The sequence below is a fragment of the Streptomyces sp. NTD107 genome (assembly GCF_059510435.1).
In genome coordinates, this window is the sequence record NZ_JCAJZV010000006.1 from 266,460 (window position 1) to 290,521 (window position 24,062).

At 70.4% G+C, this 24,062-nt stretch carries 22 protein-coding genes; 14 read left to right on the forward strand and 8 right to left on the reverse strand.

Features of this window, described 5'->3' with window-relative positions; translation table 11 throughout:
- Positions 1 to 57 precede the first annotated feature (57 nt).
- The 4 genes from tig to clpX all read left to right on the forward strand — a co-directional run bounded on the left by tig (position 58) and on the right by clpX (position 4,571).
- The gene (gene tig / locus AC5WRL_RS15245; protein ID WP_496089041.1) at positions 58 to 1,476 is read left to right on the forward strand and encodes a trigger factor; all 1,419 of its coding nucleotides are present in this window, start codon (positions 58 to 60) and stop codon (positions 1,474 to 1,476) included.
- Between the two features lie 285 nt (positions 1,477 to 1,761).
- The gene (locus AC5WRL_RS15250; RefSeq protein ID WP_030725585.1) at positions 1,762 to 2,364 is read left to right on the forward strand and encodes an ATP-dependent Clp protease proteolytic subunit; all 603 of its coding nucleotides are present in this window, start codon (positions 1,762 to 1,764) and stop codon (positions 2,362 to 2,364) included.
- 62 nt (positions 2,365 to 2,426) lie between these two features.
- Positions 2,427 to 3,086: an ATP-dependent Clp protease proteolytic subunit gene (locus tag AC5WRL_RS15255; protein ID WP_030725588.1), complete on the forward strand. Its 660-nt coding sequence runs from the start codon at positions 2,427 to 2,429 to the stop codon at positions 3,084 to 3,086.
- Between the two features lie 180 nt (positions 3,087 to 3,266).
- Positions 3,267 to 4,571, forward strand: coding sequence for an ATP-dependent Clp protease ATP-binding subunit ClpX (gene clpX, locus AC5WRL_RS15260; RefSeq protein WP_496089042.1), 1,305 nt, complete (start codon positions 3,267 to 3,269; stop codon positions 4,569 to 4,571).
- A 109-nt stretch (positions 4,572 to 4,680) separates the two neighbouring features.
- Here the strand turns inward: clpX and AC5WRL_RS15265 are convergent, their stop codons facing one another.
- Both AC5WRL_RS15265 and AC5WRL_RS15270 read right to left on the reverse strand, forming a co-directional pair.
- A complete protein-coding gene (locus AC5WRL_RS15265) occupies positions 4,681 to 5,793 on the reverse strand; it encodes a hypothetical protein (protein ID WP_496089043.1) in 1,113 nt (370 codons plus the stop codon).
- A gap of 117 nt (positions 5,794 to 5,910) precedes the next feature.
- Complete coding sequence (locus AC5WRL_RS15270; protein ID WP_496089044.1) at positions 5,911 to 6,735, reverse strand: hypothetical protein; 825 nt, start codon at positions 6,733 to 6,735, stop codon at positions 5,911 to 5,913.
- 182 nt (positions 6,736 to 6,917) lie between these two features.
- On the opposite strand from AC5WRL_RS15270, the gene AC5WRL_RS15275 reads away from it, so the two are divergent.
- Positions 6,918 to 9,551, forward strand: a complete 2,634-nt coding sequence (locus tag AC5WRL_RS15275) for a valine--tRNA ligase (protein ID WP_496089045.1) — start codon at positions 6,918 to 6,920, stop codon at positions 9,549 to 9,551.
- On the opposite strand, the gene AC5WRL_RS15280 is transcribed toward AC5WRL_RS15275, so the two are convergent.
- Both AC5WRL_RS15280 and AC5WRL_RS15285 read right to left on the reverse strand, forming a co-directional pair.
- A complete protein-coding gene (locus AC5WRL_RS15280; RefSeq protein WP_496089046.1) occupies positions 9,511 to 10,005 on the reverse strand; it encodes a S26 family signal peptidase in 495 nt (164 codons plus the stop codon). The genes AC5WRL_RS15275 and AC5WRL_RS15280 overlap by 41 nt on opposite strands.
- Before the next feature lie 378 nt (positions 10,006 to 10,383).
- Entirely contained in the window at positions 10,384 to 10,602 is a 219-nt protein-coding gene (locus AC5WRL_RS15285) for a hypothetical protein (protein ID WP_496089047.1), read from the reverse strand.
- Between the two features lie 733 nt (positions 10,603 to 11,335).
- Here AC5WRL_RS15285 and AC5WRL_RS15290 point away from each other — a divergent pair.
- The 3 genes from AC5WRL_RS15290 to AC5WRL_RS15300 are packed head-to-tail and all read left to right on the forward strand — an operon-like array spanning position 11,336 to position 13,732.
- The gene (locus tag AC5WRL_RS15290) at positions 11,336 to 12,487 is read left to right on the forward strand and encodes a DNA-binding protein (protein ID WP_496089048.1); all 1,152 of its coding nucleotides are present in this window, start codon (positions 11,336 to 11,338) and stop codon (positions 12,485 to 12,487) included.
- On the forward strand, positions 12,484 to 13,023 hold the full coding sequence (locus AC5WRL_RS15295) for a flavoprotein (protein WP_496089049.1): 540 nt from the start codon (positions 12,484 to 12,486) through the stop codon (positions 13,021 to 13,023). The genes AC5WRL_RS15290 and AC5WRL_RS15295 overlap by 4 nt, the downstream gene beginning before the upstream one ends.
- A gap of 40 nt (positions 13,024 to 13,063) precedes the next feature.
- Positions 13,064 to 13,732 (forward strand): YdcF family protein, encoded by a 669-nt coding sequence (locus AC5WRL_RS15300; RefSeq protein ID WP_496089050.1) that lies wholly within the window; start codon positions 13,064 to 13,066, stop codon positions 13,730 to 13,732.
- Positions 13,733 to 13,750: 18 nt separating this feature from the next.
- Here AC5WRL_RS15300 and AC5WRL_RS15305 read toward each other — a convergent pair whose 3' ends face one another.
- The 4 genes from AC5WRL_RS15305 to AC5WRL_RS15320 are packed head-to-tail and all read right to left on the reverse strand — an operon-like array spanning position 13,751 to position 17,410.
- Positions 13,751 to 15,541 carry an ABC transporter ATP-binding protein gene (locus AC5WRL_RS15305; protein ID WP_496089051.1) on the reverse strand — a complete coding sequence of 597 codons (1,791 nt, stop codon included), beginning with the start codon at positions 15,539 to 15,541 and terminating at the stop codon, positions 13,751 to 13,753.
- Positions 15,538 to 16,044 (reverse strand): TlpA family protein disulfide reductase, encoded by a 507-nt coding sequence (locus AC5WRL_RS15310; RefSeq protein ID WP_496089052.1) that lies wholly within the window; start codon positions 16,042 to 16,044, stop codon positions 15,538 to 15,540. The genes AC5WRL_RS15305 and AC5WRL_RS15310 overlap by 4 nt, the downstream gene beginning before the upstream one ends.
- A complete protein-coding gene (locus AC5WRL_RS15315; protein WP_496089053.1) occupies positions 16,041 to 16,583 on the reverse strand; it encodes a MauE/DoxX family redox-associated membrane protein in 543 nt (180 codons plus the stop codon). Before AC5WRL_RS15315 ends, AC5WRL_RS15310 begins: the two co-directional genes overlap by 4 nt.
- Before the next feature lie 53 nt (positions 16,584 to 16,636).
- On the reverse strand, positions 16,637 to 17,410 hold the full coding sequence (locus AC5WRL_RS15320) for an AfsR/SARP family transcriptional regulator (RefSeq protein ID WP_496089054.1): 774 nt from the start codon (positions 17,408 to 17,410) through the stop codon (positions 16,637 to 16,639).
- Positions 17,411 to 17,665: 255 nt separating this feature from the next.
- On the opposite strand from AC5WRL_RS15320, the gene AC5WRL_RS15325 reads away from it, so the two are divergent.
- The 6 genes from AC5WRL_RS15325 (at position 17,666) to ndk (ending at position 24,030) form a co-directional block, all read left to right on the forward strand.
- Entirely contained in the window at positions 17,666 to 17,872 is a 207-nt protein-coding gene (locus AC5WRL_RS15325) for a hypothetical protein (RefSeq protein ID WP_496089055.1), read from the forward strand.
- Positions 17,873 to 17,911: 39 nt separating this feature from the next.
- On the forward strand, positions 17,912 to 20,725 hold the full coding sequence (locus tag AC5WRL_RS15330) for an FtsX-like permease family protein (protein ID WP_496089056.1): 2,814 nt from the start codon (positions 17,912 to 17,914) through the stop codon (positions 20,723 to 20,725).
- Positions 20,726 to 20,803: 78 nt separating this feature from the next.
- Positions 20,804 to 21,550: an ABC transporter ATP-binding protein gene (locus tag AC5WRL_RS15335; RefSeq protein WP_496089057.1), complete on the forward strand. Its 747-nt coding sequence runs from the start codon at positions 20,804 to 20,806 to the stop codon at positions 21,548 to 21,550.
- 131 nt (positions 21,551 to 21,681) lie between these two features.
- Entirely contained in the window at positions 21,682 to 23,181 is a 1,500-nt protein-coding gene (folC, locus tag AC5WRL_RS15340) for a bifunctional tetrahydrofolate synthase/dihydrofolate synthase (RefSeq protein ID WP_496089164.1), read from the forward strand.
- Positions 23,181 to 23,528: a DUF4233 domain-containing protein gene (locus AC5WRL_RS15345; protein WP_496089058.1), complete on the forward strand. Its 348-nt coding sequence runs from the start codon at positions 23,181 to 23,183 to the stop codon at positions 23,526 to 23,528. Before folC ends, AC5WRL_RS15345 begins: the two co-directional genes overlap by 1 nt.
- Before the next feature lie 88 nt (positions 23,529 to 23,616).
- Positions 23,617 to 24,030, forward strand: a complete 414-nt coding sequence (ndk, locus tag AC5WRL_RS15350) for a nucleoside-diphosphate kinase (protein WP_496089059.1) — start codon at positions 23,617 to 23,619, stop codon at positions 24,028 to 24,030.
- Positions 24,031 to 24,062: the final 32 nt, after the last annotated feature.

The following is a 24,062-nucleotide window of genomic DNA, read 5'->3' on the forward strand; positions in this document are numbered from 1 at the left end:
GCACAGCACAGACCGCACAGCATTGCCTCCCAGAAGTCAGCCCCAAGGAGACCGACCGTGAAGAGCGCCGTGGAGACCCTGAACCCCACCCGGGTTCGGCTCACTGTCGAGGTGCCCTTCGAGGAGCTCAAGCCCAGCCTCGACGCGGCGTACCGGAAGATCAACCAGCAGGTCACGGTGCCCGGATTCCGTAAGGGCAAGATCCCGTCCCGCATCATCGACCAGCGCTTCGGCCGTGGCGCCGTGCTGGAAGAGGCCGTCAACGACGCGCTGCCGAAGTTCTACAACGAGGCCGTGTCCGAGGGCGAGCTGAACCCGCTGGGTCAGCCCGAGGTGGACATCACCGAGCTGAAGGACAACGAGCTGCTGACGTTCACCGCCGAGGTGGACATCCGGCCCGAGATCACGATCCCCGACTACTCCGGGATCGAGGTCACCGTCGAGGCCGCCGAGGTCACCGACGAGGACGTGGCCGAGGCCGTCGAGCAGCTGCGCGACCGCTTCGCCTCCACCTCCGTGGTGGAGCGCGCCGCCGCCGAGGGCGATGTCGTCAAGCTCGACCTGGAGGCCAAGGTCGATGGCGAGGTGCTGGAGGACGGCGTCGCCGAGGGCCTGGACTACACCGTGGGCTCCGGTCAGCTGCTGGAGGGCATCGACGAGGCCGTCACCGGCCTGGAGGCGGGTGGCACCGCCACCTTCACCAGCACCCTCAAGGGCGGCTCCGCGGCCGGCCAGGACGCCGAGGTCACCGTGAAGGTGATCACCGTCTCGGCCCGTGAGCTGCCGGCCGAGGACGACGAGTTCGCGCAGCTGGCGAGCGAGTTCGACACCCTGGAGGAGCTGCGCGCGGACAGCCGCCGTCGGCTCGCCGACCAGAAGAAGTACCAGCAGGCCACCGAGGCGCAGGAGAAGGTCCTCGACGCGCTGCTGGAGCTGGTCGAGGTCCCGATGCCCGAGAAGCTGCTGAAGGACGAGGTCGAGACCCGCAAGCACAACCTGGAGCACCACCAGCTCCAGCAGCTCGGGATGGACCTGGACGCGTACCTGAAGCTTCAGGACAAGACCGCCGAGGAGTTCGAGGCCGAGCTCAAGGAGCAGGCCGAGAAGGGCATCCGCACCCAGTTCGTGCTGGACCAGATCGCCAAGACGGAGAATCTCACCGTCAGCCAGGAAGAGCTCACCGAGCACCTGGTGCGCCGGGCCCGGTCCTCCGGCATGTCCCCCGACCAGTTCGCGCAGGCGGTCGTCGAGGGCGGCCAGGTGCCGATGCTGGTCGGCGAGGTCAGCCGCGGCAAGGCGCTGGCCACCGTGGTGGAGTCGGTGAAGGTGACCGACACCAACGGTGCGCCCGTCCACCTCGACGAGGAGGACGAGGAGAGCGCCGCCGAGGCCGCCGTGGAGACCACCGGGGGCACCGAGGGCGCCGAGGAGCAGGCCGACAAGGCGGACAAGGGCGACAAGGCCGAGAACGCCTGATTCACCCCCACCGCGCGGGCGAGCGCGGAAGCGTCAGGGACGGGGCCGGATATGACAATGTCCGGCCCCGTCGCGCATCCTGGCCGCCCCCGGCTGCCCGCCGGCCGCCCGCCGCCGGCCCTACCCCGCGGGCACCCTGCGCTCACAGCGAACAGTTCCCTGGCCGGGACGGGTCCGGCGGTGCCGCGCGTTAGGGTCCGTAAGAAGTACAACGCTAAAGCCATGCGACGGCCTGGCGACAGTGCCGCCGTCCGACAACGAGCAGGTGGATACGTGACGCTCCCGATGCCTTCCGCCGCCGCTGAACCCTCCAACGGCGGTCTCGGCGACCAGGTCTACAACCGGCTGCTCAACGAGCGCATCATCTTCCTCGGCCAGCCGGTCGATGACGACATCGCCAACAAGATCACCGCGCAGCTGCTGCTGCTCGCCGCGGATCCCGACAAGGACATCTTCCTTTACATCAACAGCCCCGGCGGCTCGATCACGGCGGGCATGGCGATCTACGACACCATGCAGTACGTGAAGAACGACGTGGTCACCATCGCCATGGGCATGGCCGCCTCGATGGGTCAGTTCCTGCTGACCGCCGGCGCCCCCGGCAAGCGGTTCGCGCTGCCGAACGCGGAGATCCTGATCCACCAGCCGTCCGCGGGCCTGGCCGGCTCGGCCTCGGACATCAAGATCCACGCCGAGCAGCTGCTGCGCACCAAGCGCAAGATGGCGAAGCTCTCGGCCCTGCACTCGGGCCAGTCCGAGGAGCAGTGGGACCGCGACGCCGACCGCGACCGCTGGTTCAACGCGGAGGAGGCCCGCGACTACGGTCTGCTGGACCGGGTCATCACCAGCGCGGCCGACATCGAGGGCGGCGGCGGTACGGGCGCCTGAGCCCCGTTCCCCGTACCCCCCTCCCAGCAGGCCCTTCCTTAAGGCAAGGCGGTAGACATCAGATGACTTCTTCCCAGCGCTTCCCGGGCTCCGGCATTTACGACCGTCTCCCGGCCGAGTCCCGTTACATCGTCCCGCGCTTCGTCGAGCGCACCTCGCAGGGTGTGCGCGAGTACGACCCGTACGCCAAGCTCTTCGAGGAGCGGGTGATCTTCCTCGGGGTGCAGATCGACGACGCCTCCGCCAACGACGTCATGGCGCAGCTGCTGTGCCTGGAGTCGATGGACCCGGACCGGGACATCCAGATCTACATCAACAGCCCCGGTGGCTCCTTCACCGCGCTGACCGCCATCTACGACACGATGGACTTCGTCAAGCCGGAGATCCAGACCGTGTGCATGGGCCAGGCGGCCTCGGCGGCGGCCGTGCTGCTGGCGGCGGGCACCCCCGGCAAGCGGCTCGCGCTGCCGAACGCCCGGGTGCTGATCCACCAGCCGTACTCCGAGACCGGTCGCGGTCAGGTCTCCGACCTGGAGATCGCGGCCCGCGAGGTGCAGCGGATGCGTGATCAGCTGGAGGAGATGCTGGCCAAGCACTCCACCCGGCCGATCGAGCAGATCCGGGACGACATCGAGCGGGACAAGATCCTCACCGCCAAGGAGGCCGTCGACTACGGCCTCATCGACCAGATCGTCACCACCCGTTCCACCGTCTCGGTCTGAGCAAGCAAGAGGCAGTGCAAGGCAAGGCTGTAACTGGCCGCCCCTTTTGGACGGGAAGGCCCCCGCGGTGGGGGATTCCCGCCAAGGGGGGCCATTCCGTCGGGGCGACAGGGTACCGTCGTCTAAGCAAGCTCCAGGCACCGTCTCCCCGGCGGTGCGCAGGCGAAGGGGAAGCACCTCGTGGCACGCATCGGTGATGGCGGCGATCTGCTCAAGTGCTCGTTCTGCGGCAAGAGCCAAAAACAGGTGAAGAAGCTCATCGCGGGTCCGGGGGTCTATATCTGCGATGAATGCATCGACCTGTGCAACGAGATCATCGAGGAAGAGCTGGCGGAGTCGCCCGGTTCCGAGCTGAGTGAGCTGCCGAAGCCGCGCGAGATCTATGACTTCCTGGAAAGCTATGTGGTCGGCCAGGACGACGCCAAGCGGGCGCTGTCGGTCGCCGTCTACAACCATTACAAGCGGGTCCGGGCGAGCGAGACCGAGGCGGGCGCGGCGCGCGACGAGGAGATCGAGCTCGGCAAGTCCAACATCCTGCTGCTGGGCCCGACCGGCTCCGGAAAGACACTGCTGGCGCAGACGCTGGCCCGGATGCTGAATGTGCCGTTCGCCATCACCGACGCCACGGCGCTCACGGAGGCGGGATATGTCGGCGAAGATGTCGAGAACATCCTGCTGAAGCTCATCCAGGCCGCCGACTACGACATCAAGAAGGCCGAACAGGGCATCATCTACATCGACGAGATCGACAAGGTCGCCCGGAAGAGCGAGAATCCGTCGATCACCCGGGATGTGTCCGGCGAGGGTGTGCAGCAGGCGCTGCTGAAAATCCTGGAGGGCACGACCGCGGCGGTGCCGCCGCAGGGCGGGCGGAAACATCCGCATCAGGAGTTCCTTCAGATCGACACCTCGAATGTGCTGTTTATCGTGGGCGGCGCGTTCGCGGGTCTGGACGAGATCATCCGGGCCCGTTCCGGCGGCCGGGGCATTGGCTTCGGGGCCGATATCCGTTCCAAGCGGGAGCGGGATCAGGCGGAGCTGCTGTCGGACGCGCTCCCGGAGGACCTGGTGAAGTACGGGATGATCCCGGAATTCATCGGCCGGCTGCCGATCATCACCTCGGTGCACAATCTCGACCGCGAGGCGCTGCTGCGGATTCTGGTGGAGCCGCGCAACGCGCTCGTCAAGCAGTATCAGCGGCTGTTCGAACTGGACGGCGTGGAGCTGGAGTTCGACCTTCCGGCGCTGGAGGCGATCGCCGACCAGGCGATTCTGCGCGGCACCGGGGCGCGCGGGCTGCGCGCCATCATGGAAGAGGTCCTGATGTCGGTGATGTACGAGGTGCCGTCGCGGCAGGACGTGGGCCAGGTGGTGATCACCGAGGACGTGGTCCGCTCCAACGTCAATCCGACGCTGGTGCCCCGGTCCCGGCTGGCGAAGCAGCGCGGCAGCAGCGGGGTTCCGCCGCAGGAGAAGACCGCCTGAGCACGTAACGGCGCATGTAACGGCGCATGTAACGGCGGGGCCCGGACACCGATGCGGATGGTGTCCGGGCCCCGCCGTTCGTGCCGTTGCCGCTGGTGGGTGACCGCTCTCAGCTGTCGGCGCTGTCGCCGGCCGCGTCACCGCTGGGAGCCACGAGCGCGTCGGCGCGCAGCCGCGCCGTCGCGGCGGCGGCCTCGTCGATGGACATCTCGATGCCGCTGACGATGCCCTGCTGCCGCTGGAAGGCGGCGAAGCCCATGGTGCTGTTGTCCGCCCAGACACAGATCGGGACCTGCACGGTCTCGTTCAGGGTGGCGTCCTCGGTCTCGGCGTACTGGCACTTCATGGTCGCGCCGTTCAGCCCGCTGGGCTTCACCGACTGCGGGCTGCCGAGCAGTTCGCCGCCCTCGCTGTCGTCCGCCTGGGTGGCGGCGTAGGCGAGGAGCGCGTCCACGGTGGCCTCGGGGTCGTCGATCTCGCCCCAGATCCCCATGCCCATCATCGAGGTGAGGACCGTGTCCGCGAGTTCCGAGGGATCGTTCATCGCGTCCAGCTCGGCGGGATCGATCCCGGCCAGATAGGTGGCGGTGGCACCGTCGGCGTCGGGGCCGAGCCCGAACTGGGCCAGCTCCTCGGCGGTCATGTCACTGCTGTCCTGGGAATCCACCAGGACGAACTCGCCGGACTGCTCGGGGAAGTCCAGCGCGTAGCCGACGAGCGTCTCCTTCTTCTCGTCACCGCCCAGCACCACCACCAGGCCGACGGCCAGCGCGGCGACCACGGCCAGGGCGCCCACGGCGATGCCGATCTTCTTGCCGTTGCCGCCACCGGCGGGCGGGGGCGGCAGGTGGCCGTAGGCCGGCTGCCCCGGGTACTGCCCGGGGGGACCCTGCGGCGGGCCACCGTACGGGCCGGGCGGCTGCGGCGGTCCGTACGGGCCGCCCTGCGGCTGGCCGGGGACACCCGGCTGGCCCGGCTGACCCGGCTGACCCGGGTAGGCACCGGGAGCCGGGGGCGGCGGCGGGGGCGGGCCGGGCTGACCCGGCTGCTGCGGATAACCGTAGCCCGGGCCGGCCGGTGCTCCCGGTGCGCCGCCTTGCGCGTACGGGTTGGGCGCGCCGGGCGGCGGCCCCTGCGGCGGCGGTGCCCCGTACGGGCCGGGCTGGCCGGGCTGGCCCTGCGGGGGCTGCTGCCCGTAGGGGCCCGGCTGGTACTGACTCATGCTCTTCCCCTCATCACTGCTGATCACTGTTGATCGAGGTGCATCAATGCGATATGGCGTCTACCGCTCATCCTGTCCGACGAAATGCCCCCGTGTACATCCGGCCCCCGGGCCGTGCTAGCCGGCGCCGCCGGTGGTGATCTCCGTCAGCGCGGCGTTGCGCAGGTCGGAGGTGATCTGGGCGGTCTGCTCCATGGACAGCTCGGAGTTGCCCTCGGGCGGGATCGCGTACACGACGCCGATGGTGCTGTAGTCGCTCCAGATGCAGACGAAGGCCATGTCGGGGAAGCCGGGTTCGGGGTCGGTCGGGTTCATCTCCTGGCAGGACAGGTGGGCGTTGTCCAGCCCGGCGGGGCGCATGGCCTGCGGTTCGCCGGCGAGCGTGAGTTCGTTGTCCTCCTCGATCAGCATGGCGAGCAGCTCGTCGGCGACCAGGGCGGGATCTTCCACGGTGCCCCAGGCGCCCTGGAAGAAGAGGCCGTCGTCGTCCTCCGTGGCGCCGCTGTAGACGGCCATGACCGCGCCGTCCTCGGTGAAGCCGGCCCGGGCCGCCTCCTCGGAGGTGAAGGCGGAATCGCTGTCGTCGCTGTAGTCCTGGGTGAACTCGCCGACGGTCTGGGGGGCGACCAGCGTGTACTTCTTGCCGTCGTCCGCGACCGTGGTGCCGCCACCGTTGCCGTCGCCGGTGCCGTTGAGCACCAGCACCAGACCGACACCGAGCGCGGCGGCGGCCGTCAGGACGCCGATGGCGATGCCGATCTTCTTGCCGTTGCCGCCCCCGGCGGGCGGGGGCGGGGTGGGCTGCGGCTGCTGACCGTACGGGGGCTGCTGGCCGTACGGGGTGCCGATGTGCGTCGGGTTCCCGTACGCGGGGCTCCCGTACGCCGGGCTCCCGTACGGGGTTCCCGCGGGCTGCTGGCCGGGCGGCGGTGGCTGGGTCATCGAAGGTCCCCCTTGTGGTCCGAAGTCCGGGTGAGCATCTCATCGGAAGGGATGTCTCCCGTGCCTGCGCATTGTGCACCACCGAACCGACGAACCCGTACGTGCCGCCGGGGCGGCGGGGGCGGCCCAGGCCCCCGTAACCGATTCGAGGGGAACACCACCCCGCCCGTAGACTGAGCGCCGTGACCGACAACACTCAGCCGCCCGCCACCCCCGGGCACCACAGCGCCGCCACCGAACTCCCGACGCAGTACGCGCCGGCCGAGGTAGAGGGGCCGCTGTACGAGCGCTGGGTAGAACGGGGCTACTTCGAAGCCGACGCGTCCAGCGACAAGCCCCCGTACACCATCGTCATCCCGCCGCCCAACGTCACTGGCAGCCTTCACCTTGGCCACGCACTGGAACATACCCTCATCGACGGCATCACCCGCCGTAAGCGCATGCAGGGCTACGAAACCCTGTGGCAGCCGGGCATGGACCACGCCGGCATCGCCACCCAGAACGTGGTCGAGCGCGAGCTGGCCAAGGAGGGCAAGTCCCGCCACGACCTGGGCCGCGAGGCGTTCGTGGACCGCGTGTGGCAGTGGAAGGCCGAGTCCGGCGGCAAGATCAGCGGCCAGATGCGGCGGCTCGGCGATGGTGTCGACTGGCAGCGCGAGCGGTTCACCATGGACGAGGGCCTGTCCCAGGCCGTCCAGACCATCTTCAAGCGGCTGTACGACGACGAACTGATCTACCGCGCCGAGCGCATCATCAACTGGTGCCCGCGCTGCCTGACCGCGATCTCCGACATCGAGGTCGAGTACCAGGACGACGACGGCGAGCTCGTCTCCATCCGCTACGGGGACAGCGACGACTCCATCGTCGTCGCCACCACCCGCGCCGAGACGATGCTGGGCGACACCGCCGTGGCCGTCCACCCGGACGACGAGCGGTACGCCCACCTCATCGGCAAGCAGATCACCCTGCCGCTGACCGACCGCACCATCCCGGTGGTCGCCGACACCCACGTGGACCCGGAGTTCGGCACCGGTGCGGTGAAGGTCACCCCGGCGCACGACCCGAACGACTTCGCCATCGGCCAGCGCCACAACCTGCCGCAGCTCACGATCATGGACGAGCACGCGGTGATCACCGTGCACGGCCCGTTCCAGGGTCTCGACCGGCTGGAAGCCCGCTCCGCCGTGGTCGCCGCACTGCGTGCCGAGGGCCGAATCGTCGCTGAGAAGCGCCCGTACCAGCATTCGGTCGGTCACTGCTCGCGCTGCAAGACCACCATCGAGCCACGGCTCTCCATGCAGTGGTGGGTCAAGGTCGGACCGCTCGCCCAGGCCGCCGGCGACGCGGTCCGTGACGGCCGGGTCACCATCCACCCCAAGGAGATGTCCGGCCGCTACTTCGAGTGGGTCGACAACCTCCACGACTGGTGCATCTCGCGGCAGCTGTGGTGGGGACACCGCATCCCCGTCTGGTACGGCCCGGACGGCGAAGTCGTCTGCGTCGGCCCCGACGAGGAGCCGCCGAGCGGCGACGGCTGGACCCAGGACACGGACGTCCTGGATACCTGGTTCTCCTCCGGTCTCTGGCCCTTTTCCACCCTCGGCTGGCCCGAACAGACCCCGAGCGTCACGAAGTTCTATCCGAACTCGGTGCTGGTCACCGGCTACGACATCCTCTTCTTCTGGGTCGCCCGGATGATGATGTTCGGCTTGTACGCGATGGACGGCACCCCGCCGTTCCATTCGATCGCGCTGCACGGCATGGTCCGGGACGAGTTCGGCAAGAAGATGTCGAAGTCCTTCGGCAACGCGGTCGATCCGCTGGACTGGATGGACGCCTACGGCTCCGACGCCGTCCGCTTCACCCTGGCCCGGGGCGCCAACCCCGGCGTGGACATCCCGATCGGCGAATCGTGGGTGCAGGCGTCCCGCAACTTCGCCAACAAGATCTGGAACGCCACCCGGTTCGCCCTCATCAACGGTGCCACGGTGGAGGGCCCGCTGCCGGACGCCGCCGAACTGTCGGCCACCGACCGCTGGATCCTCTCCCGGCTCAACTCGGTTGTCGCCGAGGTCGACGCCTACTACGAGGACTACCAGTTTGCCAAGCTCAGCGACACCCTCTTCCACTTCGCGTGGGACGAGGTCTTCGACTGGTACGTCGAACTGTCCAAGACCGTCTTCGCGGCCGGCGGCCGACCGGCCGAGGTCGCCCAGCGGGTGCTCGGCGAGGTCCTCGACGTGACGTTGAAGCTGCTCCACCCGGTCATCCCCTTCGTCACCGAGAAGCTGTGGACCACGCTGACCGGCGGTGAGTCGGTTGTCGTCGCGGCGTGGCCGGAGGACTCCGGCTTCCGTGACGCGGCTGCCGAACGCGAGATCGCCGCTCTACAGGACCTGGTCACCGAGGTCCGCCGATTCCGCGCCGACCAGGGCCTCCAGCCCGGCCAGCGGGTGCCGGCCACCCTGGAGCTGGACGGTACGGGGCTGGCCGCGCACGAGGACGCGATGCGTTCGCTGCTGCGCCTCAACCCGGCCGGCGACGGCTTCACGGCCACTGCCTCCCTGCCGGTGGCGGGGGCGGTGGTCGCTCTCGACCTGTCGGGTGCCATTGACTTCGAGGCCGAGCGGAAGCGGCTGACGAAGGACCTGGGCGCGGCGGAGAAGGAACTCAAGCAGGCCACGGCCAAGCTCGGCAACGAGGGCTTCCTGGCCAAGGCGCCGGCGGAGGTCGTCGACAAGATCAAGGCCCGCAAGGAAACGGCGGAATCGGACATCACCCGCCTGACGGCGCAGCTGGCGAGCCTCCCCGGCTGAGCCCGACCCGCCACACCACCCGCCCCAGCAACTCCGCCAGGGGGACCGGGCCTACGGCCCGCGAGTCGATACTGGCCGCCGGGTTGTCGCCGAGCAGTACGGCGACACCCGGCGGCACGGTGCCGCCGCCGTAGCCCGCGTCCACCATCCCCGGCGGCATCGCGTCCCCGGGGAGTGCGGCCAGCCGCTTCACCCAGAGACGGGGGTGGGTCTCCCCGTCCACCGGAAACAGCCGGGCCCCACCCGCCAACTGCACGGGACACACCACCAGTTCCCCCACCCGCAACCGCCCGGCCGGCACCCGCCGTACGAGCAGCCGGTCCCCGTCGTACAGGGTCGGCTCCATGCTCCGACCACTGACCGAGCTGTACAGAAACCCCCGCCGCCCCCAGGCGATGATTCCCGCCCCAACGGCCAACGCCGTCAATGCCATTGCCCCGCCACGCGCCGTCATGCCGGGAGCCTAGTCAGCCACCCCGCCCGGTGACGACCCGGTGCCACATCCGTCCGAGTACGGTACGGGGCTGCCGGTAGCGCCCGCGCCGGTAGCGAATGGGCGGGGGCCGGGCCGGATCGAGGGGCGCAACATACAGCGGCACCCGAACGCCCATGCCATCAACGGGCGCATCACACATGGCCTCGCTGTAATCAACGATGGTGTGATGCAACCGCCCGACGCATGACTGGCAGGCATACACCTGGGCGTAGTGCCCGGTGGTCTGGGCGGGTCCGAGCCACACCACCCAGGTGTGCCGGTTGCCGCACCACAGCCAGCAGCGTCCGAGGACCCACTCGTTGCCGTCCCCGATCCTGGGTGGCCTTGGGCGGAAGCTCACCGTCGCCTGCGGCGGTACGGTCCGGACCGTGTCGCGGTCAGCCGTGAGTGGTGGTGCAGCATGAGCACTTCCCCACTGGCGAAGCGCAGCCGCCGCCCACCGGGCACGGACACCATGTCCGCCACCATGAGTTGTCTGCCACCCACGGTGATGACATCCCCCACCATGACCGTGTCAGCGCTGATCTCCACCGCCCGCACCCACACCCCGTTCACCACTCCACCATCCGAATCCCCGGCCGCCCACCCACCGGATGCTCAACAGCCGGCAGCAACCGATACCGCTCCACACAGGCCCGACACGCATAGACGAGCCGATTCCCCCCTATGTCGGCGACGATCACGAGCCGCCCGTCTACCGGCTCACACCGCTGCGCCCCCAACCCACACGACGGCCCCGGCGCCGAAACCAACGCCGCATACAGCGCCTCACCATCGGTCAGACAATCCCCCCGAGGCGCCACCACCCACCGCACCCCGTGCCCCGACCCCGGCACCCACGAGACCGGCGGAACCTCCACCACCTGCCCGGCCCCCAACACGGCTACATCGGCAAGCCGCCACCCATCCGCAACCCCCGGAAACACCAACCAGATCATCGAGTTGCGCGCGAAGTCCCCCACCACCCCACGGGAAGCCGCCCCGAGCACGGCAACAGCCCGGCTCCCCAACCCCTCCGGCACCCGCACCGCATCAAACCACCTCCCACACGGCACGGTATGAACCCCGACGTCAACTGTCGGTAGCCACATCGGACTCTGCTCACCCATCATGGGTATCTCCTCACGGTTCCAATCCCATGCGGAACGTAAGCGCGGTACAACGTTCTGCGAGCACGCAAAGTGCGTGCCCTAACGGAGGAGATCACTTGCAGACTGGCCGTATCGGGCGCCGCATTGCCTACTGGCGCGAGAGGCGAGGGTTCACCCAGGCTGACTTTGGACGGCTCATGAGTCAGTCACGCCGCTGGGTACAGGATCTTGAGGGTGGGCATCGACAGGCTGACCCAAGGCTCTCTCTGCTTGAGCGAGCGGCCGAAGTCCTTCGTATCCCACTGGAGGCACTGTTGACCGATTCACCTCACCCATCGGTGGAGGGGATGAGGCCGCCGGAAATCGTCAGCGTTGTCGATGTGATGCAGCGCCATGACGTTCTCACTGGCGAGTTCAATGATCCGTCGGCAGTACCGTCGCTCCTGGACCTCAAACGCGATCTGGACTACTGCTGTCAGGCATTCCAGGTCAGTCATTACTCAGCTGTCGGGCGACACCTGCCGCCGTTGATTGTGTCCGCTCAGCGAGTCGCCTCCCACTGTCCGCCCGGAACGGGTGAGGAGAGTCAAGCGGTGCTCTCTCGCGTTTACCAGCTCGCGGCAAGTTTCCTGCACAAGTACGGCGAGACGAGCCGTATTGCTGCCGCTGTCGCCGCAGACCGGGGGCTCACAGCGGCCGAGAGATCGGGAGATGCGATTGCTATCGGCGCGGCCTCGCGTCGGGTGGCAAAGAGCCTGCTGTACCAAGGCCAACCGGTCACGGCTGTGAACTTCGCACTCGCGGCGGCCGAGCGCCTGACAGGAGATCTCACCACGCGTGGTCCTCTCGGGCTGTCTACTCTGGGCATGCTCTATCTCAACGCGGCCATTTCAGCTTCAGGGCGGGACAAGTCGAGCGATGCGGTCCGTCAGGCACAGGAAGCGTTGGACATGGCTGAGGAGACCGCCCAGCGTCAGGGAACGGACCGAAACGAGGACTGGACAGCCTTTGGCCCCACCAATGTGGCGCTACATCGCTGCGATGTGCTCACCAGGTTTGAAGATGGTTGGTCCGCACTTGAGATGGCCAAGAAGATCGACACTGGAGCCCTCGCCGAGTTGGCCAGGGAACGGCGGGCCCAGCACCTGATCTCGCTGGCCCGAGCTTCGCTTCTTGCCCGCCGTAAGGAAGAAGCCGTTGTTCGGCTCCTTGAAGCCGAACGCCTTGCCCCCGAAGAGGTACGTGGCCGCCCGGCCACGCGTGGCTTGGTGAAGGATCTCCTCGGTGCCACGGCGACAGTGAGCGGGGACTTGCGCATGATGGCGCAACGTTGTGGACTGCGTGTATGACGCGGGTGCTGTATTTGATCGGGTGTGCCGCTGGGCCGGCTCAGTACATGGATCGGGGGGTTCGTGTCGCGCAGGCGGCGGGGTGGGATGTGTGTCTTGTGCTGACGCCGTCCGCCGCCCGGTGGTGGGAGGAGCGGGTGGGGGAGTTGGTGGAGTTGACGGGGCATCCGGTGCGGTCGCAGTACAAGCTTCCCGGCCAGCCGGATGCCCTGCCGCCCGCCGACGCCATGCTGGTGGCGCCGTTGAGTTGTGCCAGTCTCAACAAGTGGGGGCATGGCATCGCGGACACCCTCGCCATCGGGCTGGTGTCGGAAGGCGTCCATCTGGGCGTACCGGTGGTCGCCGTGCCCTACTTCAACCAGGCCCAGGCCGCCCAACCCGCCGTGCCGCACAGCATCGCCGCGCTGCGACAGCAGGGCGTCCAGGTCCTGACCGGCCCGGATCTCGACGATTACACCCCCCATCCACCCAAGCAGGGCCACCCGACCGCCTTCCCGTGGGACAGGGCCCTCGCCGCACTGAGGCCCGCGAGCTGAGCGGTTGTTCCCCCGGGCGACGGTGATCAGGAGGATACGCGTGACGGATGGTGAGCGGTTCATCAGCGAGGACGTGAGGTGGCGGGCGGGGCTGATCTGGGAGTACCACCAGATGGGGCACGAGGTGCGGCCCTGTGATGTGGCGATCGGGCTCGGTAGTCATGACCTGGGAGTTGCCGGGTTTGCCGCTGAGTTGTACCGGGCCGGGTTGTTCCCCGCGCTCGTGTTCAGCGGGGGTAACAGTCCGACTACCCGGGCGCGTTTTCCCCGTGGTGAGGCAGTGCACTTTCGGGAGCACGCGTTGGGGCTCGGGGTTCCGGCCGAGGCGATTCTGCTGGAGACCAAGGCCGGTAACACCGGGCAGAACATTGCCTTCTCCCGTGAGGTGCTGGGCGAGGCCGGGATCTCGCCGGCGAGGGTGCTGCTGATCTCCAAGCCCTACATGGAGCGCCGCGCCTACGCCACGGCGCGTAAGGTCTGGCCCGAGGTCGAGATTGCCTGCGCCTCCGAACCGCTGGAGTTCGACGACTATCTCAAGAGCATCGGCGACGAGAAGTTGGTCATCGACATGCTGGTCGGTGATCTCCAGCGGGTGATCGAGTACCCGGGCATGGGGTTCGCCGCAGCGCAGGACGTGCCGGGCGACGTACATGCCGCCTATGTCGCCCTGGTCCGTGAGGGTTTCACCAGTCGGCTCATCCGGTCCTGACCCTCGCCGGGCGTGAGGTCACTCGCCGCTCAGCTGGAAGCCCGCCGCCTGGCTGCGGAATGCCTCCGCGTAGTGGCCGTCCGCCGTCAGGAGTTCGGTGTGGGTGCCCTGTTCCGTGATGCGGCCGTCCGTCAGGACGGCTATGCGGTCGGCGGTGCGGATTTCGCTCAGGCGGTGGGAGACCAGGATGCGGGTGCGGCCGGTGCCGTGGGTGTGGATCAGGTGGCTGACCTCGGCCTGGGCCAGGGGGTCCAGGCCGGAGGTGGGTTCGTCCAGGATGAACAGGTCGCGGTCCTCCCGCATCATGGAGCGGGCCAGGGCCAGGCGCTGGAACTGGCCGCCGGACAGGACGACTCCGTTGTCCTCGCCGCTCTCGCCGAAGTAGCCGCGGCTGAGCATGGTGCGGTAGCCGGCCGGGAGGGCGGTCAGGACGTCGTGGATGCCCGCCCGGCGGGCCGCCTCCTCGATGCGGGGCTGGTCGGCCGCACGGGACGGGTCGCCCAGGGCGATGTTGTCGGCCGCCGTCATCTCGTAGCTCATGAAGTCCTGGTAGACGACGCTCAGCCGCTCCCGCAGCTCCTCGGGGCGGATGTGCCGCAGATCGGTACCGTCCCAGCGGACGCTGCCGCGTTCCGGGTCGTAGAACCGGCACAGCAGCTTGATCAGCGTGCTCTTGCCGGCGCCGTTCATGCCGACCAGGCCCAGGGATTCGCCCGCTTCGATGCGGAGGGTCACGCCTTTCAGGATCCAGGGGTGGTCCTTGCCGTAGCGGAACCACACATCTTCCAGCTCTATTGATCCGCGGAGTGCCCCCACCTGGTGAGGGGGTTCGCGGGTGGTCAGGATGGGGGGCGCGTTCACCAGTTCCGTGTAGGCGGCGAAGATCAGCAGGTGCTGGTGGCCGTTGGCCAGCGCGCCCACCAGGGCGCCGAGGGTGGTCTGGACGGAGGCGATCGCCGCCACCACCAGGGTGAGTTCGCCGACGCTCAGCGCCCCGTCCCGTACCCGGCCCACCGCCCACAGCAGGCCGCCCGCCGCCACGCCCGCCGTGATCAGGGTGGGGAGGCCGTTCACCAGGAGGTCGCGGACGTCCAGGCGGAGGCGTTCGCGGTCGGCCGCGCGGCGTTCGGTCATCATGCGGCGGCGCAGCAGGTCGCCGATGCCGAAGAGCCGTACCTCCTTGGCGCCGGGGGTGTCCGCCATCAGCACCGTGTAGAACACCTCGCGCCGCTGGTGCGCGGTGAGCCCGTGGACGGCGCCGGCCCGGGCGCGGGCCACCCGGAGTTCGGCGATCAGTTTCGGTACGGTGCCCACCGCCACCAGCGCGGCCAGCACCGGGTGGATCCCGATCAGCACGGCGGCGAACCCCAGCAGGGTGAGCGCCGAACGCACCAGTGCCAGCGCGCAGTCCAGCAGATCGGTCGGCGTGTGCTGGCCGCAGTCCTGGGCCTGGCGCAGCTGGGTGAGCCGGTCGGGGTTCTCGTACCAGGCCAGGCCGGGCTGGGCGGTGACGGCGCGGAAGAGGTGGTTCTGGGCCCGGCGGGCGACCGCGCGGGAGAGTTCGCCGCCGGCCAGGCGCTGGAGGTAGGGGAGCAGGGCCGTGCCGATGCCGCAGCCGGCGAGGGCGCTCGCGTACCCGGTGAGTGGCCCCGTACCGCCGCCCGCCAGGCCGTCCACCAGGCGGGCGGTGAGCCAGGCGGCGGCCACCGGCAGCAGCGCCTCGACGACCGTGAGGGCGAGGGTGGCGGCGAGTACCGCCGGGCGGGCGCGCAGCGCGAGCGCGAACGCCGTGCGGGCGGTCTCCCTCACCCCGCGAGCCGTCGTTCGAGGTCGGTCGGGCCCAGCGCCGACCAGCGCAGCGCGCCGTCCTCGGTGAGGGCGTGCACCTGCGGGAAGCCGTCCACCGAGAAGGCGCTGACCCAGGGGGAGTCCAGCGGCACCCGCAGCACCTCGGCGACCGGGGAGAGCGCGTCGAGGTAGGTCTGGCTGTCGGCGTCCGCGTCCACGTCCACGACCAGCGCCGTGACCCGCTCGGTGCCGCCCGGGTGCGCCTTGGCGGCGTCGGTGAACGCGGGCAGCAGGTCCTTGCAGGCGCCGCAGCCGGGGGAGAAGAAGCCCACCAGGGTGGGGGTGCCGGCTCCGGCGGGCAGCGGGATCGTGGTGCCCACGGTGAGGCCGGTCACGGTGCGGTCGCCCGGCGTCGGCGGCTGCGGCACGGACTCCGCGCGCAGTCGTCTGATGATGCCGTAGCACAGCAGCAGGTTGAGCGCGGTGACGCACAGCGCGAGGACGGACAGCACCAGCGCGATCATTTCGGGCTCCTGACCGTGGACGTCGACGGGGACGGGAAGAACAACTCCGTGATCTCGTCCAGGCCGATGAGCACCAGCGCCGCCACCGAGCCGACCGCGATCGACACCGCCAGCACCTCGGCGTGGGCGGGCCCGGCGGCCGGCAGCAGCGCCAGGCCGCAGCCGGCGGCGAGCAGCAGCAGGCCGTTGCGGACCAGGTGCACCCCGCGCAGTGGCCGGACGCTGGGTCCGAAGCAGGCGCAGCTGACCGGGCGCCGGCCGATGACGACGCGGGCCACTCCGGCGGTGAGCGCGGCCAGCAGCGCGGCGGCGAGCGTCAGGCCGTACGGGGCGGTCGGGGTGGGCAGCACCAGCAGTCCGGCGGCGGCCTCGGCGCCGATGGTGGCGAGGGCGGTGACCGGGATCAGCGGGGCGGGCAGGCCGAGTTCGCGCAGGGTGCGGCGCAGGGCGCGGACCCCGGCCGGGCGGAGCTTGCCGGTGGCGGACACCAGGAAGACCACGGCCAGCAGCACCTGGCAGCTCAGCAGGACATACGACATCGGCCCGCCCCCTCACGTCGGCCTCCGGCCTGTTGGCTGGACGGCCCCGTACGTTAGGACGCCCCCGCATATGGCCGATACATCAACCGTTCGCGGAGCTGCGCCAGTTCGATGTCCGGATCGCGGCCGAGTGCGGAGCGGAAGGCGGTGCGGGCCATTTCGTACGATTCGGTGAGTCGTCCTGGCTCGCCGAGCCGGTGGTGGGCGTGGAGGACGAACTGCCAGCCGCGGGTGCGCAGTGGGTCGGCGGACACCGCTTGCCAGGCGGTGTCCAGGGCTTGGCGCGGTTCGTCGAGATCCAGCCAGGCGCCGGCCAGGTCCTCCAGGGCGCGCAGCCGCTCGATGTCGAGATGGGCGAGTTCGGGGGCGAGCAGGCCGCGCCGTTCCAGGCCGGCGGCGGACTGCTCGGCGCGCCACAGCTCCAGGGCCCGCCGCAGGGCGACCGCGCCCCCGCGCGGGTCGCCGAGTGCGAGCAGGTCGCGGCCCCGGTGGAGGAGTTGTCCGAAGACGAGATGGTCGCTGTCGTGCGGGCCCAGGCGCAGTTCGTAGCCGCCGCCCGGGTGGCTGAGCAGGATGCCGGCGCCCGCGTCGGGTAACGCCTTGCGCAGCCGATGGATGTAGGTGCGCAGGTTGGACAGCGCGGAGTGCGGTGGTTCGCCGTCCCACAGCACTTCGCTGAGAGTGCCTACGGATACGGCCCGGTTGGGGCGCAGCAGCAGTGCGGCGAGTACGGATTGCGGCTTGCCGGCGCGGTGCGGCTGGGGGCGGTCGCCGGTACATATCTCCACGGGCCCCAGCAGCCGGAACATGGGTCGTGGTTCGGGCATCATCGAAGACTTCTCCCACACCTGTGGAACGACAGAACAGTTGTTCACGATGGCGCAGCTTCCGACCCTAGAGGTGAAGCGCTTCACATGGGAACCGGTATGCGGTGGCGGTGCGGGGGTGGCCGGCCGGTGCGGTTTCCGGCCCGGCCGTCGAAGCGTATCGACACCGCGCGGCCACGGTCCGTGTATCGACTGTATGCGCGGGTGTTCTACCGTCGCCGCCACTGCAAGCAGGCTCAACGAAAGGTGAGAACAATGAAGTTCCTCAACCAGCTCGCCGACGCCGCCCTGCGCCGCGTACTCCCCACCCCCACCGCCGAGGCCGCCACCGTCGTCTACGACTGCCAGGTCGGCACGGCCTGCCCCGGCTACCCGGGAACGAACATCTGGAACAACCGCAGCCGCGAATGCACCTCGCTCGGCTGCACGCCGTGGGCCAACTCGGGCTGCTGCGTCAGGTAACCCCGGCAGCACGCACACGGCAACGATGAACGGAACCCCATGCTCGCCCTGATCACCCAGCAACTGCGCCGCCGCTCCGCGCGGGCGGTGACGCTGCTCGCCGGAGTGCTCGTGGCGAGCATGGGGTTCATCCTGCTCACCGGCTCGGTGGACACCTCCCGGCTGCGCGTGGCGGCCACCGCCGACGCCAACTTCCGCGCCGCGTACGACATCCTGGTCCGCCCGGTGGACGCGATCAGCGAGCTGGAGCGGGAAGCGGGTGAGGTGCGGCCGAACTTCCTGTCCGGCCAGTACGGCGGCATCACGCTGGAGGAGTGGGAGCGGATCGCCGCCCTGGACGGGGTGGAGGTGGCGGCGCCCATCGCCATGCTCGGCTATCAGCGCGCCGAGGTCGCGGCGGAACTCGACATCACAGACCTGCTGGACCCGTCCCTGGACCGGCAGTTGCTGCGCATCGACCGCACCTGGCTGAGCGACCGCGGGCTGACCGAGGCCCGCGACCCCGGCGTCGACTACGTGTACGTCACCACCCATGAGGTGCTGCGCCCCGACGTCCAGCGGATCGACGACACCGACGCGTACCACCTGCTCGACACGTACCACCGCGACGACGGGCGGCTGTCCCTGGACACCAGCCACTGCAACTCCCACCGCCCCGCCCTGGAGATCCAGGACGACGGCACGGCCCGCACCCTGTGCATGCTCGACGACGAGCCCAGCCCGGACGAACTGTCCGCCGAGGGGCGCGACCGGCTGATCGTGGTGGAGTGGCTGCCCGGCGGGGAGTTCACCACCACCGGCCACGGCGGCGTCGACTTCCCCACAACCGGTGACCGGGCGATCATCCGGATGCCCTGGCCCACCACGTTGCTGACCGCCGCCATCGACCCGGCCGCCGAGGCCCGTCTGGTCGGCCTGGACGCGGCGGTCGCCTCCGGGGAGTACTTCCCGCCCGGGGCGGCGGAATCCACCGGGTCCCGGCTGACGTACATTCCGCTGCTGGTCTCCGAGCAGCCGCAGTCCGACGAAGCGGTCCGGTACGACATCAGCCGGGTCGTCACCGACCCCACCGCCACCGTCCACGGCGCCTCCTCGACCGGCATCGCCCAGCACCTGCTCGCCGCGCCCCACGAGGAACTGGCCACCGAGGAAAGGGAGTTCGCCGACAGCTACCGGGCGCTGACCGCCCAGGACGAGTTCACCCCCGTCTCCTACAACCGCACCATGCGGGCCGACCCGCCCGCGTACGAAGAGGGCCGACTCCCGCTGCGCCCCGAGCCGACCGGCCAGGACACCGGGGAGGTCTGGAGCCAGGCCCGGGAGAGCGGCGGCGCCCCGCCCACCTGGCTGACCATGGACACCGGCTTCCGCACCCTGCACGGCAACAGCGAGATCAACCGCAGCGACCTCACCGTGTGGCCCCGGCAGATCGGCACCTTCGACCCGGCCGCCATCCAGGAGTTCTCCGGACTCTCCGAGGTCCCCCTGGAGTCCTACCGGCCCGCCGCCGCCTCCGGCGCCGACAACCGGTCCCGGGAACTGCTCGGCGACCAGCCGTGGCTGCCCAACAGCAACCCCACCGGGTATCTCGCCACCCCGCCCCAACTCCTCACCGACCTCGGCTCCCTCGCATACCTCCTGCACCCCGGAGACCCGCAGGCCGCCGCCCCGCTGTCCGCCGTACGGGTGCGGGTCGCCGGCATCACCGGGCTCGACGACGCCTCCCGGGAACAGGTCCGGCAGGTCGCCGAGCGGATCGCCACCACCACCGGGCTCACCGTCGACATCACCGTCGGCTCCTCACCCGCGCCCCGCGAGGTGGAGATCGCCGCCGGGCAGTTCGGCCGGCCCCCGCTGCTCATCGAGGAGCACTGGACCCGCAAGGGCGCCGCCGTCACCCTCGTGCAGGAGGCGGACCGCAAGAGCGTGCTGCTGTCCGGCCTCGTGCTGCTGGTGTCCGCCCTGTTCACCGGCAACCTCGTCGCCGCCTCCGTCCGCACCCGGCGCGCCGAACTCGGCACGCTCGCCTGCCTGGGCTGGTCCGGACGCCGGCTGGCCGCCGTCGTCCTCGGCGAGGTCGCCGTCGTCACCGGCGCCGCCGCCCTGCTGGCCGCCGCCCTCGCCCTCCCGCTCGCCCGCCTCGCCGGGCTGACCGTACGGCCCGCCGCCGTCCTGCTCACCGTCCCGCTGGTGCTCGCCCTCGCGCTGCTGGCCGCCGCCACCCCGGCCGCCCGCGCCGCCCGGATCGGCCCGGCCGGGGTGCTGCGCCCGCCGGTGCTGGCCGCGCGCGGGGCCCGCGCCCGGCGCTCGGTCCTCGCGCTGGCCGCCGCCAACGTGACCCGGGTCCCGGTACGCGGCGCCCTCGCCGTGCTCTCCCTCGCCATCGGCATCGCCGCCGTCACCTTCGTCACGGCCGTGTTGTGGCACTTCCGGGGCTCCGCCGCCGGCACCCTGCTCGGCGCCGAGGTGTCCCTCCAGATCCGCGCCGTGGACCTGGCCGCCGTCGCCCTCACCGTGCTGCTCGGCGCGTTCGCGCTCGCCGACGTGCTGTACGTCGGGCTGCGCGAGCGCGACGCCGAACTCGCCGTGCTGCGCGCCACCGGCTGGAGCGACCGCGCGCTCACCCGGCTGGTGGTCGCCGAGGGCGCGCTGCTCGGGGTGGCGGGCGCGGTGCTCGGCGCCGCCGCCGGGGCGCTGCTGGTGGCCCGGACGGTGGGCGCGCTGCCCACCGGGGTGCTCGGCACCGCGCTGCTCACCGCCGCCGGCGGGGTGGCGCTGGCGGTGGCCGCCTCGCTCTTCCCGGTCCGGCTGGTACGGGGGCTGCCGCTGGCCGCCCTGCTCAGCCGGCAGTGACCCGACCTCAGCGACCCGACCCCGGCGACCCGACCTCAGCGACCCGGCTTCCCCGTCTTCGAAAGGTGGCTCGACCCGATGAGCAGCAGTCCCGGGGTCCCGGTGACCGTCAAGGATCTGCACCGTACGTTCGGCCGTGGCGAGGGCCGGATCACCGCCCTGGACGGAGTGAACCTCGACATACCCGCCGGGCAGTCCGTCGCGCTGACCGGCCCGTCCGGCTCGGGCAAGTCCACCCTCCTCCACCTCATCGGCGCCGTCGAGCACGCCGACTCCGGGATCATCCGGGTCGGCGAGGAGGAGATCACCGGCCTTCGCCGCCGCGAACTGGCCCGCTACCGGGGCCGGATCGGCTTCGTCTTCCAGCGCTTCCACCTGCTGCCCGCGCTCACCGCGTTCGACAACGTGCTCGCCCCGCTGCTGCCCCGCAAACCGGCCGGCCTCGGCTTCGACCGGATCGAGCGCGCCACCGGGCTGCTGGCGGCGGTCGGCCTGGCCGGCCGGGAGCGGGCGCTGCCCTCCCAGCTGTCGGGTGGCCAGCAGCAGCGGGTGGCGATCGCCCGCGCGCTGATCGCCGGGCCCCGGCTGCTGCTCGCCGACGAACCCACCGGCAATCTCGACTCCGCCACCAGCGCCCGCATCATGGACCTCATCGAACGCCTCGCCGCCGAACACGGCTGCACCCTCCTGATCGCCACCCACGAGGACGCCGTCGCGGAGCGCTGCGAGCGGGTGCTGACCCTGCGCGACGGCCGGCTGGCCGGCGACACCAGCACCCCGCCCCGTACCTCTCACCTGGATACCGATCCGGACAAGGGGCGCTGACTGTCAGCGGGGGTTCGTAGACTGGCACCGTGACTGAGCACTCCCGCCCCGAGCCCCCCGACTCCGGCGATTCCGGCGACTCCGACGAGACCGGCACCCCCGACGGCCTCGACGCCGCCGCCTTCGAGGAGCTGATCGGTGCCGAGACGCAGCGGGACCCCGATCTCGCGGTGATCGAGGCCGGCAGCCGTACGCTGCGCACCCAGGCGGGCCCGCCCGCCGGGGACGGCGTGCCGGACCGGCCCGCCGATCCGGACCTCGACCGGGCACTGCGCGAGGTCGAGACGGAGCTGGCCAAGCGCTGGGGCGAGACCAAGCTCGACCCGTCCGTCGCCCGGATCAAGGCGCTGATGGATGTGCTGGGCGAGCCCCAGCGCTCGTACCCCGCGATCCACATCACCGGCACCAACGGCAAGACCAGCACCGCCCGGATGATCGAGGCGCTGCTGGGCGGCTTCGAGCTGCGCACCGGCCGGTACAGCAGCCCGCACGTGCAGTCCATCACCGAGCGGATCAGCCTGGACGGGGCCCCGCTGTCCGCCGAGCGGTTCATCGCCGCCTACGAGGACATCAAGCCGTACGTGGAGCTGGTGGACGCCCGCCAGGAGTACCGGCTGTCGTTCTTCGAGGTGCTCACCGCGATGGCGTACGCGGCGTTCGCCGACGCCCCGGTGGATGTGGCCGTGGTCGAGGTCGGGATGGGCGGCACCTGGGACGCCACCAATGTGCTGGACGCCGGGGTCGCCGTCATCACCCCGATCAGCCTGGACCACACCGACCGCCTCGGCAGCACGCCCGAGCAGATCGCGGTGGAGAAGTCCGGGATCGTCAAGCAGGACGCCACCGTGGTGCTGGCCCAGCAGCAGATCGAGGCCGCCTCGGTGATTCTGCGCCGCGCCGTGGAGGTGGACGCCACCGTGGCCCGCGAGGGCATGGAGTTCGGCGTGGTCTCCCGGGAGATCGCGGTCGGCGGCCAGCTGCTGACGCTGCGCGGCCTGGGCGGTGAGTACCCGGACATCTTCCTGCCGCTGCACGGCGAGCACATGGCGCACAACGCGGTGGTGGCGCTGGCGGCGGTGGAGGCGTTCTTCGGCATCGGCGCCACCCAGGCGTCCCGCACCCTGGACATCGACGTGGTGCGCGCCGCGTTCGCGGCCGTCTCCTCGCCCGGGCGGCTTGAGGTGGTGCGCTCCAGCCCCACCGTGCTGCTGGACGCGGCGCACAACCCGGGCGGCGCGCAGGCGGCTGCGGCGGCGGTGACCGAGGCGTTCGGGTTCAGCCGGCTGATCGGCGTGGTCGGCCCCAGCGCCGACAAGGACGTCACCGGGCTGCTGGAAGCCTTCGAGCCGATCTTCACCGAGGTCGTCGTGACCCGGAACGCCAGCCATCGCGCGATGGACGTCGACGCGCTGGCGGCGGTGGCGGTGGAGGTCTTCGGGGAGGACCGGGTGGTGGTCGAGCCACGCCTGGATGACGCCCTGGAGGCGGCCATCTCGCTGGCCGAGGAGGAGGACGAGTACGCGGGCGCCGGGGTGCTGATCACCGGCTCCGTCATCACGGTCGGCGAGGCCAGGGTGCTGCTGCGCGGTCCGGGCCGGCGCGGTCGCGGCCGGGAAGCGGGGGAGGGCTGATGCGTACCCTGTGTGCCTCCACGCTGATCTCCGAGGTGCTGGTCATCGGGCTGGCGGCGCTGGTCGCGGTGCGGCTGACCGACATCTCCGCCGGCACCGTCTGGGCGGTGTCCGGTACGGCGATGGTGCTGTGCGTGCTGCTGTGCGGGTTCGTCACCCGGCCCGGCGGGGTGCAGTTCGGCTGGGCGCTGCACATCGCGCTGATCGCCAGCGGGATCGTCGTTCCGGCGATGTTCGTCCTGGGGGCGATCTTCGCCGGGCTGTGGTGGGCATCGGTCCATTTCGGCCGGAAGGTGGACGAGATCAAGGCCGCCCGTGAGGCGGCGGTCACCGTCCCCGCCCAGTAGCCCCGGGGCGGGTGCGGGGCGGGGTCGATATCCCGGGTAAGGTGCCGGTCAGACTTCCCCGGATTCGTTTCCCCAGGAGCCACCCACCATGTCCCAGCGCACCCTTGTCCTTCTGAAGCCGGATGCGGTCAGGAGGGGTCTGATCGGCGAGATCATCGGCCGCATCGAGAAGAAGGCGGGCTGGACCGTTACCGCGCTCGAACTGCGCACTTTGGACCGGGCCACGCTGGAGAACCATTACGCGGAGCACAAGGGCCGGCCGTTCTACGAGCCGCTGCTGGAGTTCATGACGTCCGGCCCGTCCGTGGTGCTGACCGTGGAGGGTGAGCGGGTGATCGAGGGGCTGCGGACGCTGTCCGGGCCGACCGATCCGATCGCCGCCGCGCCCGGTTCCATTCGGGGCGACTTCGGGACGATCGTCCGGGAGAACCTGATCCATGCGTCGGACTCCGAAAAATCCGCTGAACGCGAGCTGAAAATCTTCTTCCCCGGGCGCTTCTGATTCGGCGCGGCGGTCCCGCCGCGCCCCCCGCT